Below are 13,758 nucleotides of genomic sequence, written 5' to 3'. Positions count from 1 at the left end.
CGGCGGCACGTCCGTTTGTCAGGCAGTCAGCTCAGCGGCGGCGAAGGAAACGGTGAAGCGCGCGCACCAGATGCTGACCGAACGGTAGTCGCCCAGATTTGTCCCGGCAGGGATCTCGTAGTTCTGGTCACCCTTGTTGGCTTTGAGTGCGCCCAGATCCAGGTAGGCCCCGTCGTCGAAGACATGCCAGCCTGCTATTCCCTCAAGCACGGGGGCATCGCTAAGCCATACCCGCAGGTCAGGGCCATCGGAGGTATCGAGGCCTTCGAAGCGGAGGATGCGGCTCCCGTCAGCAAGTTCGATGATCTTTACGGTTCCGGAACTGGCGTGCTCGTGGCTGATGAGTTGGCCGGTTGCCAGTTCACGGGGAACTGCTGCGGCGGAGGGCTCAACGGACGCCCCCGGAGATGCCGCCGCAGACGGGGTAGTGGTCTGCGCAGCGGCTGGAACGTCCTCGGTCACCGTGGAACTCGTGAAGATCCGCCAGGGCTGGAACAGATAGAGTCCCACGGCGACCACCATGGCGGCAACGAGCAGAACAGCCGGGATGAGGACGCGTTTGCTCATACCACCACAACGTCACGTCCGGCGGGGATGTTCCGCATCGGGACTCAGCTGGTTTTGTTCCTACTCCGTGATTGCCACCGGAGCCGGCTCACCCTTGCGTACAACGGGGGTGCTGCTGCGGCGCCAGTAGGCGGCCAGGACGGCACCGGAGACGTTGTGCCAGACCGAGAAGATCGCGCCGGGAAGTGCGGCTTCGGGAGTCAGGTACTGCCGTGCCAGTCCTGCTGCCAGGCCTGAGTTCTGCATGCCGACTTCAATGGCAGTGGTGCGCCTCGCAGGAATGGGGAGCCGGAACAGACGGGCTGCGGCGTAACCGAGGGCGTAGCCAAGGCCGTTGTGCAGGATGACGGCGGCGAGAACCAGGAGTCCCGCTGCGAAGATGGCCTTGGCGCTTCCGGCTACCACCGCAACCACCACCAGGGTGATGGCGATGACCGAAATCCAGGGAAGGGCAGGCAACGCCTTGGCAACAAGGCCCGGCACGAAGCGCCGGATGACAAGGCCCAGCAGGACGGGGAACAGCACAATCTGGACGATGGACCACGCCATCGATCCGGCGTCCACCGGCATGTACTGGCCGGCCAGCCACAGGGCCAGCACGGGGGTCAGCAGGGGAGCGATCAGCGTCGACACGGACGTCATCGCCACGGACAGGGCGACGTCACCCTTGGCCAGGTAGGACACCACATTCGAGGCCGTCCCGCCCGGGCAGCAGCCCACCAGGATGACGCCCGCGGCCAGTGCCGGCGGCAGCTGCAGTGCCGCCGCGATCAGCCAGCCCAGGAACGGCATGATGGCATACTGCGCCACGACTCCGATCACCACCGGGATGGGGCGTTTGGCAATAATGGCGAAGTCAGGCGGCGTGAGCGTCAGCCCCATGCCGAACATGATGATTCCCAGGAGCGGGTTGATCCAGGGGGCCAGTCCGGTGAATGCTGTCGGAGCGGCAAGCGCTACGGCTCCACTCGCCAGGATAAGGATGGGAAAAAGGGTGACGGCGATGCGGGCGCTGCGTTCTTCCGCGGCTGATGCCGTCGTGGAAGTTTCGGATAAAGAAGACATACCTACCGGATTATCACAGCAACTGTTGTGTTCCGGAATCAGAGCGACTTGATGACGGTGGGGCTGGTGTGATTGGGCACCCGGTGTTCCGGCCTCACCAGGTAATGGTTCCGGCGGCCCCGTCCACTGTGATGCGCTGGCCATCGCGCAGCGCAGTGGTGGCGTCCGCAACACCCACCACTGCGGGAATACCGTACTCACGGGCCACCACTGAGCCGTGCGATATGACGCCGCCCATCTCCATCACCAATGCTCCCGCCGTCATGAACAGCGGCGTCCAGCCCGGATCGGTGGAGGGGGCCACCAGGATTTCCCCTGGTTCCAGGTGGGCGCCCACCGGATCCATGATCACCCTGACCCTCCCGGTGGCAGTGCCTGCAGAAGCCGGCGTCCCCTGGAGGCCGTCTGACGCAGCGGGTTGGGGCTTTGCGGCGGCTGCCTCAACGTCGGTGCCGTCCGAGAGCAGAAGGCGCGGTATGCGCCGCCGGCGGAGTTCGACGTCGTACAGCCGACGGCGGCGCGCGACGATTCCCTTCAGGTCTGCACCGCGAAGGCCAACACGCAGTTCGTCGAAGTCCAGGAAGAACACGTCGCCGGCGGCGACGATGGTTCCGTTCCTGACCAGTTCGGCGCCGACCTCCTCGAGCTGCCGGTGCATCTCCGCGAGCACCAGGACAATGCAGAACTTGGGCAATTCCCGGAGGCCGGCGAGCTGCCGGGTCCTCCGCAGGCACAACGCCACCAGGCGCCCCCGCAACCGGCTCTTCGTTCCGGCGCGCTCCACCAGCTCGCTGATCCTGGCCTCGGCGTGGTCAGCGGCCGCGGCGAACTGGCGGTCCGGGGCCTGTTCCGGATCTTCCACGCGCAGATAGTTCGAGATCATTCCGAGGATGTGGTCGGGTTCCTCGGACCACCTCGGCATCCCCAGGTCGATCTCCGCCACGGCACGGTGGCCATACTTTGTCAGGAACTCCTGCAGCCCGGGCTGGGCGGTGCCGGGCAGCGTTCCCGCCCTGTACCGGTCCGCCAGCTCTCCTGGCTTCAGCTCCGTGAACGCACGGCGGGCCTCCGGGTCCCCGCCCAGGGACACCGCCAGATGCCACAGCTCCAGGTCCATCACGGTGGTCACGTTGTGGGGAAGCCCGCGCAGGACTGCCTCAAGTTCGCGCGGTTTGGCAATTCCGCGCAGCAGCCTGCGGGCAGCGGCCAGCATCAGGTAGCCCGTGGCCGGCGCCGGCAGCGTGGCCTGGATCAACCCGTTGATGGTGGTGGACATGAGGTCCTCGGTGTGCTGGAGCCGCCTGGCCGCCGTGGCCGGCAGGGGGAGGACCAGCCGGGTTGCAAGCCGGTCCTGGTACCGCCGCGCCCGCCGCAGTTCCCGGTCCGGCCACACCAGGGCCCGGACCATGGCGGGTATCAGCCCCGCGGGCAGGCCCAGGCTTTGGGTGCCCCCAGCACTCCTGGATCGCGTGGGGGCCGGGGATGTGCTGCCCCTGCGGCTGGATTTGGTCCGGGAAGGCCGGACCACGCTGAACCGCGGGTCTTCCAGCAGGGCGGGCAGGAGGGCGGCGGAGCGTCCGTCCGCGAGCGGCAGCATCTTTTCCAGTAGCTGGCGTCCGGACTTGTTGCGGAGAATCGGCGTCAGCTCGACGTACATCCGCAGCCCCGGGTTCGCGTATCTCCACGGCCCCTGGTTGTTGCCCCTCATGCGGCCCAGGACGGAGAGCCCCATCGGCGTGATGGGGCGTGTGAGCCCCTGGAGCAGCGTGCCGCACAGGTAGATCCGGGTATCCGGGCCTGAGCCTGCGCCCGCAGCTGTGTCCGCGCCGGCCTGACCGTCGAGCGGATCGTCGTCCGGCAGCGGGTACAGCGTGGTGATGGGCCGTGACTGGGTCAGCCAGGTCTTGCCGCCGCGGTCGATCACCCATTCCACGTCCTGGGGCGTGCCGAAAAGCCGTTGGGCGGTGTCACCGAGGGATGTCAGCTCGTGAAGCTCCGGCCCGCTCAGGCTGGGTGACGGGCCCTGCGGCTGCTGCAGGATCCGGCCCGACGCCGTCTCCACCACGAAATGGTCCGGGTTGACGGCGCCGGACACCACCGCCTGCCCCGGCCCGGGGCTGGCATCAATGCCTGTCTGGGTCCGGGTGCCGGTCACCGGGTTGGCGGTGAACAGCACGCCGGCCGTGCCGGCGTCGGCCATTTGTTGAACGACGACGGCGAGACCCACCCCGCGGTGGCTGATCCCGTTCGCGGTGCGGTAGGCCACCGCCCGGTCCGTCCAGAGTGAGGCCCAGCAGCGCCGGACGGCGTCGACCACGGCGTCGGCTCCCACCACGTCCATGAAGGAGTCCTGCTGCCCGGCGAAGCTGGCGAAGGGCAGGTCTTCGGCGGTGGCGGATGAACGCACGGCCACCGGGCCGCTGCCCAGTGTGGCGTAGGCCTCGCGGATGGCGGCCTCGACGTCGGGCGGTACCGGCGCTGCTGTCATTGCCTCGCGGGCCAGGTGTGCGAGGCCGTTCCGTTCGCCGTCCGGAAGTGCCGCGCCTTCAAGTCCGGCGCCGTCAAGGCGGGCGGCGATCACGTCCAGTTCCGCGGGTGCGGCTTTCCGGTAGCCGGCTGTGGTCAGGCAGAATCCCGGCGGAACCGGAAAGTCAGCAGCGGCAAGCCGACCGAGGTTGAGGGCCTTGCCGCCCACTGTTTCCAGGGGTGATGACGACAGATCACGAAGATCGGCGACCAGGACCGTTCCAGCGCTGGCCCGCTCCGACCCGAGGGAAGCCACGCCCTGCCCCTAGCCGTTGTCCGCGTTGTCCGCGTTGTCCCCGGTGTCCTCACACATGACATCGAGGTTGTGGAAGGTCCCCGGGTGGTCCCGATCGGCGGTGGCAAAAATGCGGCGCAAGGTGGGCATGACGGCTCCTTGTCGGTGGTGGAGGCTGACGGGGATCAGGCTAGTCCCGGAACCCCGGGCCGCACAGGGGAGAAGTGCCCTACGCCGTCCGCGGGCGGGATCGCCTATTTCATCAGCTGGTCACTTGCCGGACCTGAACACAATCGAGTCGAAGACGGCGCGTGCCTCCCTCGTCAGCTCCGGATTGATCGATTCGTGAAAATAGGTCAGCCCGATCAAAGCGCGTTCGCCGTTCAGATCGACCACCCGGTAGGTTTCGCGCTCAGCGACGCTCGAGTACCAGCGGGTGCATATGTACGAGTTTTCTGAGCGGACGCAGATCTTGTCCTCGTCGCAGGCTGTGATGTCCACGGCGCCCTCGACCGAGTGGTCGAACTCAAAGCCGGAGTAATCGCCCACCACGACCTCGACGGGAGGGGTGCTCGCCGTTGACGTCTGCGCCGTCATCGCGTCGACGAAGGCCTTAGCCGACGGATCGACCTCGACGAGCGCGCCCTGCCACGCGCATGCGTCCGTCGGCACATAGTCCGCGGGCCAAAAAGTGAGGAAGACCGAGCCTTCACCCGGGTGATCGGGGTCGTCCTTGCCCAGGCCATCGCCTTCAAGGGTCGACCAGCCGTCCGGGACGGTGATCTCGAAAGGCACAGCGAAGTCGGTGAAGAGGTATGTCCCGGCGTCGATGTCACCGCTCTCCGGGAAGGGTGGGATGTCGCTGGCCTCCTTAGTCGGAGAACTGGCGGACGGGCGGGAGACGTCGTCGGACCCATACACGCACCCGCCGAGACATCCAATCAGTGCGATAGCCACCAAGGGCAAGAGATGGCGCGACCGCTGAGTGGCCTTTCCGAGGGGTGTCATGGAGCTCATCGATCCACCAAGCCGCTACAGGATACTGTGAGGCCCCGCAGCCGGGTGACCCCGCGGGCGGCCCGGGATGGGAACCGTCGCCTCAAGTCTCCTCCGGCACAGAACCCGTGACAATGATGAGTTGTACGGGGATTGCGCGTGACGCAAGCCCCTAGGCCTCGCGCAGCACCCAGGCCGCGTTGTCCGGCTGCAGCCAGCCATCCTCAACCAGCGGTGAGGCGCTGAGCAGGACCGTTCCGGACGGGAGCCTGACGGGTTCGGTCCCCATCGCGACAGCCACCAGGAAGTGGGCGCTCCGCTCGCAGACGAGGAGGCCGCCGGCCTCGACGCGCCAGGTGCCGCCGTCGTCCGCGGTGAAAACACCCTTTTCCCACAGTTGGCGGCGCAGCTCCAGGGCGGCCCGGGTCAGGTTCAGGCCGGACTGCGGGTCCTGCTGCTGGCATTCGATGGCGTAGGTTCCCCACCCGTCAGGCTGCGGCAGCCATGGCTGAGCGGCGGGTTCAGCCAGCGAGAATCCGTGGTTCAGCGCAACATCCGCTGTCCAGGGCAGCGGCACCCGGGCTCCGTCGCGGCAGACCCCGCCGCGCGCCCACATCGGATCCACCCGGGCTTCAAGCGGAACGTCCACCTCGGGCAGGGTGAGCTCCTGACCCTGGTACAGGTAGGCCGGGCCGGGCAGCCCCAGGAGGGCCACCAGGGCGGCGCGGGCACGCGAAGCACCGATCGAACCGCCGCCGAACCTGGTCGCGGACCGGACGATGTCGTGGTTCTCCAGCGCCCAGGTGGGAGTGGCCCCGTGCAGCTGCCGTGCCGCCTCGAGCTCGTTTCCGGTGTCGGCCCAGGCGGCCGGATCCCAGCCGAGTTTCACAAACGCGAAGGCGAACGCCTGCTGCATCTCGTCGGCCCGGGTGTAGCGGGCGGCCCGGGCCGGTTCCAGGTTGACCTCGCCCACCAGCAGGCGGTGCGGCGCATACTTCTCGGCCAAAGTGCGCCAGCGGCGGTAGACCTCGTGGACTTCCTCCTGGTCGGAGGCCTGCGGGTTGGACCGCAGCCCGTCCACCACACCGCCTGTGGAGGGGGAGTCCGGCAGACCCTCGGCCTTGAACAGGGCGTGGGCGACGTCGATCCGGAGGCCGTCCACGCCCTTGTCGAACCAGAAGCGCAGCACGCCGTCGAAGTAGTCGCCCACGGCGGGGTTGCGCCAGTTCCAGTCCGGCTGCCCCGGCGAGAACAGGTGCAGGTACCAGTCTGTGTCGCTAGCAGATCCCGGGTTGGCGCAGCTCCAGGCCCGCCCGCCGAAGACGCTCTGCCAGTTGTTGGGCGGAACGCCGCCTTCAGCGTGTAGGCCCTCAGCAGCGTCCCCGGCGGCGGCACCGCCGTCGGACGCCACAGCCCGGCCCGGGACAAAGTGGAACATGTCCCGCTCCGGTGACCCCGGCCCGGCCGCCAAAGCAGCCTGGAACAAAGGGTGCGCGGAGGAGCAGTGGTTCGGGACGACGTCGAGCAGTACCCGCAGGCCCAGCGAATGGGCCAGGTCCAGGAGGGCATCGAAGTCCGCCATGGTGCCGAACAGCGGGTCCACGCCGCAGTAATCGCTCACGTCGTAGCCCTGGTCCAGCTGGGGGGAGGGCTGGAAGGGTGTCATCCAGATGCCGTTCACGCCGAGCGAGGCAATGTACGGCAGCCGTGCGGCAAGCCCGGCGAGATCGCCCACCCCGTCCCCGTCGCCGTCGGCAAAGGAGCGCGGATAGACCTGGTAGATGACGGCGGACTGCCACCACTGCGCGGCCGGCCCCAACGAAATTTCCTCCCCGGGACTCATTTGCTGGCGCCCGCGGTGAGGCCTTCGACGATGCGCCGCTGGAAGATCAGCACCATAATAACCAACGGTACGGTGACGATCACGCCGGCGGCCATCTGCTCGCCGAACGGTGCCTGGAATTCGGTGGCACCGGTGAATTTGGAGATGGCCACGGTGGCGGTCTGGATCTTCGGATCGTTGATCATGGACAGCGCGATGATGAATTCGTTCCAGCTGTGGATGAAGGTGAGAATGGCGGTGGTGAAGACGCCCGGCGCGGCGAGGGGCAGCAGGACCCTGCGGAACGCCTGCCACTTGGTGCAGCCATCGATCATGGCGGCTTCCTCGAGGTCGAACGGCAGCTGTTTCATGAAGGTGGTGAGGTTCCAGACCGCCAGTGGGATCGCGAAGGACAGGTTCGGCACGATCATGGCCTGGTAGGTGTTGATCCAGCCGATGTCCGTGAAGAGGCGCAGCAGCGGGACCACCACGGAGATTCCCGGGAACATGGACGTGGCGATGATGACGCCCAGGATCAGCGACTTGAAGCGGAAGTTCAGCCGGGAGATCGCGTAGGCCGCGAACACGCCCAGGACCAGCGCGAACGTGGTGGTGGTGCCGGCGACGATCATGGAGTTCAGGAGCGCCTGGCCGAACATGGTGGAGCCGTCGAACACCTTGGCGTAGTTCTCCAGTGAGAACGGGGCCGGGAGCAGGGTGTTGTCGAAGATGTCCGCGGTGCGCCGGAGGCTGGAGACGATCATCCAGTAGAACGGGGCCAGGCAGTAGGCGAAGATCAGGACCAGTCCGGCGTAGACGGTGTAGGAGCGCCAGGTGCGCTTCGCCTTGGGCCTTTGGGAGCGGACGACGGCGGTGCTTGCGCCGGGGGTTGCGGGGCCGGAATCGGCGGCGGCGTTGCGGAGGTCGGAGATGGTCATCGGGTGGCCTCGGCCTTCTTGATGGTGCGGGACTTCCTGGAGATCAGCTTCAGTTCCTTGGCACCGGTGACGTCGGCTCCGAGCACCTTCACAAACACGATGGCCACGACGGCGACGTACAGGAAGAGCATGACGGCGAACGCGGAGGCGGAGCCGTAGCGCAGCTGGTTGGATTCGTCCCAGGCCAGCATGGAGAGGGTTTCCACGGATTCCTTGCCGGGGCCGATCAGGACGAACGGCAGATCGAACATGCGCAGCGCGTCGAGCATGCGGAACAGCACGGCCACCAGGAGGGTGGGCTTGACCAGCGGGAGGGTGATGGAGCCGAGCTGGCGCCACCAGCCGGCGCCGTCGATCTTGGCGGCTTCATAGACTTCGCCGGGGATGATCTGCATGCCGGCGAGGACCAGGAGGCCAATGAACGGGGCGGTTTTCCAGACCTCGGCGATGATGACCGCGAGTTTGGAAGCGTTGCCTTCGGCGGTCCAGAGAATTTCGCTGCCAAGCAGGTTATTGGCGATGCCGTCCGACTGGAAGATCCAGCGCCACAGCAGGCCGGAGACGGCGGTGGGGACAGCCCAGGGGACCAGGATGCTGGCGCGCAGGAAGGACCGGCCGCGGAAGGCACGGTTCATGGCCAGCGCCAGGCAGAGGCCCAGGACGGTCTCGAGGAACACCGTGGTGACGGTGAAGAAGGTGGTATTGGCGAAGGCGTTCAGGAAGCGCCGGCCGGATTCGCCGGCGAACAGGTCTGCGTAGTTGGCCAGCCCCACGAAGGACTCCACATCGGAGACGAAGCCGTCCGCGTCCAGGCCGGATTCGGCGCGGAACAGGGACTGGTGCACGGCGGAGAGCAGCGGGTACACAATGACCAGGGCCAGCACCAGGATGGTGGGGGAGAGCAGCATCGCGGCCATGCGGCCTTCGCCGGGGGAGCGTTTGGCGCGTTTGCGGGGCGTGGCCGGCGGGGGCGGTGCGGACTGCGCGCCGGCGGACGGGAGGGTGGTGGTCATGGGTGGTACCTCACTGGGGTTGCAGCTTGCCTGGCCGGCCGTGTGGACCGGCCGGCCAGGCAAGTGGTCCGGACTGCGGCGGTTGTTGCTGGGTTAGTTGGACAGCTCGGTGAGCTTGGCCTGCATGTCGTTCAGGGCCGTGTCAGTGTCCTTGGCGCCGGTGATGGCCGCGTAGGCCTCTTCCTGGATCGCCTTGGTGGTGGCGCCGTACTGGACCACCTTGGGGCGGGGCTGGGCGTTGTTCAGCGAGGTCAGCAGGGTGGGAAAGAACGGGCGCTTGGCGACGACGGCGGGGTCCGCGAAGAGCGTGGCGTACACCGGAGCGCGTGAACTGAGGGCGAGGCGCTTCTGGGCCTGCTCCTCGCTGGTGAAGAACTTGACGAACTCCAGCGCGGTGGCCTTGTTCGGGGTGAACGGGGAGATGGCCAGGCTGCGGCCGCCGAGGGTGGACACGCCGGGGCCGTCGGTGCCGGGGATGGCGGTGATGTCGAACTTGCCGGCCACCTGGCTGGAGCCGTCCGTGGCGCTGAGGGAGGCGTGCAGGAAGGGCCAGTTCCGCATGAAGACGAGCTTGCCGTCCTGGAACGCGCGGCGGCCCTGCTCCTCGAGGTAGGTGATGGCGTCGGAGGGGAAGAGCCCGTCCTTGAAGCCGTCCACCAGCAGGTTCAGGCCTTCCTTGGCTTCGGCGGTGTTGACGGTGGGCTTGCCGTCGGCGTCAACCACGGTGCCGCCGGCGGAGGCCACGGCCTCGGAGAAGTTGACCGTGAGTGCCTCGTTCTTGTCGAACTGCCCCGTGTAGCAGGACATGCCGGCGGCTTCGGGGAGGGCCAGGATCCTGGTGCAGGCGGCCTTCATCTCGTCCCAGGTCTTGGGCGGTGCGGCGATCCCGGCGGCCTTGAGCAGGTCGGAGCGGAAGTAGAACAGGGCGCCGTCGGTGTAGTACGGGGCGCCTACCAGGGAGTCCCGGTACGTGGCGGCGTTGACTGTGGCGGGGATCATCTTCTCCGTGGGGACGGCGTCCTCGGGCAGCGGCAGGATCCACTTGTTGGCGGCGAACTCGGAGGTCCACACCACATCGAGGTTGAGAACGCTGAAGGTGTCCGATTTGATCTGGGCGTTCTGGATGAGCTGCTGGCGCTGCTGGTCGGCGGAGTCCGGCAGCTCGATGAACGTGACCTTCTCCTCCGGGTGGGCGGCGTTCCATTCCTCGATGCTCTTGTTCGCGGCGCCTGAAGCATCGCGGTTGGACACGTAGTTGATGGGGCCCTTGCCCTCGAAGGACGCGGCGGCCTTCGGGGTGGTCTTCGCTTCCGGGGCTGCCCCGCCGCAGCCGGTGAGGGCTACGGCGGCGACGGTCAGGGATGCGGTGGTGGCCAGAAGAGTCTGCCAGGGGTGGCGGCGCTGCCTCATGTGTTGCTCCTTCAGTGGGGGTTCTGCTGTTTTTGGACGCAGGGGATCACGACGACGGCGGCACGCGGAAGTGCCGGCTATCGCCTCGGGTGGGTGTGGCTGTGTTGGGGTTAGGTCTGCGGTGGGGAGGACGGCGGGGCGGTGGAGCCCCGCTCGATGAGTTGGTGCGGCATGATCCGGGGCCCCAGGTCGCGGGAGCGGAGCAGCTTTTTCACGGCCATCCGTCCCATTTCCTCGAGGGGCTGGGCCATGGTGCTGAGCGGCGGGTTCACGTGCAGGGCGGTGGAGGTGTTGTCGAAGCCCAGGACGGAGACGTCTTCAGGGACCCGGAGCCCGCGCCGCTGCAGTTCATTGACCACTGCGGCGCCCATCTCGTCGCTCATCGCGAAGATCGCGGTCAGGCCGGGTTCCTGCTCCAGCAGGGCGCCGACGCCGGCGGCCCCGCTTTCGTAGAAGAAGTTGCCGGTGGCGGTGACGGGCTCGCACTTGGCCTCGGCCATGGCCTTGAGGTAGCCGCGCTGCCGGGGTTGGGCAACGAAGACTGACTCGGGGTCGCCGGTGAGCAGCCCGATGCGGCGGTGGCCGAGTTTCAGCAGGTGGCGGGTGGCGTCGTAGGCTGCCTTCTCGTCGTCGATGGCCACGCTCGGTGAGCCGGACTTGTCGCTGATGGCCACGGAGATGACCGGGACGGTGGGCCCCAGCAGCTGCCGGATCTCGGGTTTGATGACCGCGGAGACCAGGATGACGCCTGCTGCCCGGTAGGTGCGCAGGGTCCGCAGGTAGCTGGCGATGTAGGCAGACTTGGCGCCGGTGCGGCCCAGCATGACGGCGTAGCCGCGCTCCTGGGCTTCCTCCTCCACGCCCAGCATCACCTGGGAGGCGAGGGCATCGGACACCATGGGGGCGAGCAGGCCGATGACCGAGGTCTGCCGGGTCTTCAGGCCGCGCGCCAGGGAGTCGGTTTCGTAGCTGAGACTTTTGACGGCGTTTTCCACGCGGTCGCGTGTTTCGTCGGAGTAGCCCACGAGGCCGTTGACAACCCGGGAGACAGTTGCGGGGGATACGCCGGCGTGCATGGCGACGTCCCTGATGGTTACCACTGGTTCTCCTTGGCTTAACTGCGGTCTGAGCGGCAGGTACGCAAACGGTTTACGTAAACGGTTACGTGACGTGCCTCAACAACAGTAAGGGAGGGTGCGCGGGAGGCGTGCGCGTTTCGTAAACAGGCGCCGTTGACCTGTGTTCACGGTTGCCACGGTGCGGCAGCGGCGGGATGATCGGAGTGTTGGGCTCCTGCCGGCCAGGCGGGCCGGAAGCCGGTCACACGGGCCGGAAGAAACGACGGCGACGGCCCAGCTGACGAGCGATGCGGGCGGTGAGCGGGCCATGACAGAGCATAAAGGACAGCAGCGGCGGCTGAAGGTATCCGACGTCAATGTCGTCAACCGCCGCACGCTGCGAAAGGCGCTGGGCGGAACCATCGTGGGCAACACGATGGAGTGGTACGACGTCGGCGTGTTTGGTTACCTCATCACCACGATGGGGCCGGTGTTCCTGCCTGAAGCGGACAGGGCTGTGCAGAACCTGTTCCTCCTGGGAACCTTCGGCGCCACGTTCATCGCCCGGCCGCTGGGCGGCATCTTCTTCGGTTGGCTGGGCGACAAGATCGGCCGGCAGAAGGTGCTGGCCATGACGCTGATGCTCATGGCCGTCGCCACGTTCGCCGTCGGCCTCCTTCCGGGATACGCGGTGCTGGGCATCTGGGCGGCGGTCCTGCTGGTGGTCCTGAAACTGGTGCAGGGCTTTTCGACCGGCGGCGAATACTCCGGTGCCACCACGTTCGTGTGCGAGCATTCGCCGGACCGCCGCCGGGGTTTCTACGTCAGCTTCCTGGACATGGGCAGCTACCTCGGTTTTGCGGCGGGCGCGGCCGTGGTGTCCGCCCTGCAGCTGACCCTGGGCCAGGAGCAGATGGAGGCGTGGGGCTGGAGGATCCCGTTCCTGGTGGCCGGCCCGCTGGGCGCCGTGGCCGTCTACTTCCGGATGAAGATCGAGGAGTCGGCCGCCTTCAAGGCCACACTGGAAGCCGAAGCCGTGGCGGCGAAGCACCCCGAGACCGGGGAGGAGCTCCGGCCGGTTGGCCCGGTCGGGATTCTGAAGGCGCACTGGCGCCCTATCCTGCTGGCCATGATCCTGGCGGCGGCCGCCAACACGGTGGCTTACGCCCTCACGTCCTACATGCCCACGTACCTGACCAGCAACAAGGGGTACAGCGAGGTGGAGGGGACGCTGCTGACCATCCCGGTCCTGGTGGCCATGGCATTGTGCATCCCGTTCACGGGGTTGCTATCGGACCGGATCGGCCGCCGTCCCGTGCTGTGGATCGGGGCCGCCAGCACCGTGGTGCTCGCGGTTCCGGCGTTCCTGGCCATCGCGGCGGGCAGCGTCCCGATGACATTGCTGGGCCTGGCCCTGATCGCCTTTCCGGTGGCGTTCTCGGTGCCGAACCTCGCCTCGGCGCTGCCGGCGCTGTTCCCCACCGAGCACCGCTATTCCGCCATGGGGATCGCCTACAACCTGGCGGTGGCCATCTTCGGCGGGACGGCCCCGTTCATCATTGCGTCCCTCATCGAACTGACCGGCGACGACATGGCGATCGCGTACTACCTCATGGCCGTGGCCGCGGTTGCCGCCGTGGCCATCTGGTTCCTGCCCGAATCAGCCCGTCGGCACCTGCCCGGGTCCATGCCCAGCGTGGAATCGGAGGAAGCCGCCCGCAGGCTGGTGGAGACGCAGGACAACAACCCGCTGCTGGACGTGGACTCACTGCCGTTCGAGAGCAGCTTCGCGATCGCACGGGCGGAGCACAAGGGACGGCCCGGGAAGCCGACGGTGATGTGAGGCGGGGACATACGGCGGCACTAGGCGGGACCAGCCGCGTAGACGCCGTCTTAGCGCGCCCCGGGTCAGTAGGCTCCCGGGACAACCGGGGAGTTGGGCACCCTGCCAGGCGGGCCGCCGTCGTAAATTACGACGGCGGCCCGTCGGGTTTTGTGCGGCGGGCGCCCCAAGAAGACGGGCCAGATACGCCGATGACCGCGGGCCTATCAATTACGTATCCCGGCATATTGACTGCCTGCAGCCGGAGGAATAGCGTCTGCCTTAACGGGGCCTTAACCCCGTTTC

Annotated in this window: 10 protein-coding genes; 1 reads left to right on the top strand and 9 read right to left on the bottom strand. The window is 67.3% G+C overall.

Annotated features, from left to right (window positions below):
• Nucleotides 1-18 precede the first annotated feature (18 nt).
• The 9 genes from AC1MCA_RS05275 to AC1MCA_RS05235 all read right to left on the bottom strand — a co-directional run bounded on the left by AC1MCA_RS05275 (nucleotide 19) and on the right by AC1MCA_RS05235 (nucleotide 11,672).
• A complete protein-coding gene (locus tag AC1MCA_RS05275; protein ID WP_479801666.1) occupies nucleotides 19-567 on the bottom strand; it encodes a DM13 domain-containing protein in 549 nt (182 codons plus the stop codon).
• A gap of 60 nt (nucleotides 568-627) precedes the next feature.
• Entirely contained in the window at nucleotides 628-1,632 is a 1,005-nt protein-coding gene (locus tag AC1MCA_RS05270; protein WP_479801663.1) for a bile acid:sodium symporter family protein, read from the bottom strand.
• Between the two features lie 94 nt (nucleotides 1,633-1,726).
• The gene (locus AC1MCA_RS05265) at nucleotides 1,727-4,414 is read right to left on the bottom strand and encodes a PEP/pyruvate-binding domain-containing protein (protein WP_479801662.1); all 2,688 of its coding nucleotides are present in this window, start codon (nucleotides 4,412-4,414) and stop codon (nucleotides 1,727-1,729) included.
• 249 nt (nucleotides 4,415-4,663) lie between these two features.
• Complete coding sequence (locus tag AC1MCA_RS05260; RefSeq protein WP_479801660.1) at nucleotides 4,664-5,314, bottom strand: hypothetical protein; 651 nt, start codon at nucleotides 5,312-5,314, stop codon at nucleotides 4,664-4,666.
• Between the two features lie 247 nt (nucleotides 5,315-5,561).
• Nucleotides 5,562-7,232 carry an alpha-amylase family glycosyl hydrolase gene (locus AC1MCA_RS05255; protein WP_479801658.1) on the bottom strand — a complete coding sequence of 557 codons (1,671 nt, stop codon included), beginning with the start codon at nucleotides 7,230-7,232 and terminating at the stop codon, nucleotides 5,562-5,564.
• Nucleotides 7,229-8,149, bottom strand: a complete 921-nt coding sequence (locus tag AC1MCA_RS05250) for a carbohydrate ABC transporter permease (protein WP_479801656.1) — start codon at nucleotides 8,147-8,149, stop codon at nucleotides 7,229-7,231. The genes AC1MCA_RS05255 and AC1MCA_RS05250 overlap by 4 nt, the downstream gene beginning before the upstream one ends.
• The gene (locus tag AC1MCA_RS05245; protein WP_479801654.1) at nucleotides 8,146-9,162 is read right to left on the bottom strand and encodes a carbohydrate ABC transporter permease; all 1,017 of its coding nucleotides are present in this window, start codon (nucleotides 9,160-9,162) and stop codon (nucleotides 8,146-8,148) included. The genes AC1MCA_RS05250 and AC1MCA_RS05245 overlap by 4 nt, the downstream gene beginning before the upstream one ends.
• Before the next feature lie 93 nt (nucleotides 9,163-9,255).
• Nucleotides 9,256-10,572: an ABC transporter substrate-binding protein gene (locus tag AC1MCA_RS05240; protein ID WP_479801652.1), complete on the bottom strand. Its 1,317-nt coding sequence runs from the start codon at nucleotides 10,570-10,572 to the stop codon at nucleotides 9,256-9,258.
• A gap of 110 nt (nucleotides 10,573-10,682) precedes the next feature.
• Entirely contained in the window at nucleotides 10,683-11,672 is a 990-nt protein-coding gene (locus AC1MCA_RS05235) for a LacI family DNA-binding transcriptional regulator (RefSeq protein WP_479801650.1), read from the bottom strand.
• Between the two features lie 286 nt (nucleotides 11,673-11,958).
• On the opposite strand from AC1MCA_RS05235, the gene AC1MCA_RS05230 reads away from it, so the two are divergent.
• Nucleotides 11,959-13,473 (top strand): MFS transporter, encoded by a 1,515-nt coding sequence (locus tag AC1MCA_RS05230; protein ID WP_479801648.1) that lies wholly within the window; start codon nucleotides 11,959-11,961, stop codon nucleotides 13,471-13,473.
• The last annotated feature ends 285 nt before the right edge of the window (nucleotides 13,474-13,758 follow it).

Source organism: Arthrobacter sp. BK1 (assembly GCF_056680055.1).
The sequence above is the reverse complement of the archived record's forward strand: the minus strand, read 5'-3'. Positions and strand labels throughout refer to the sequence as shown.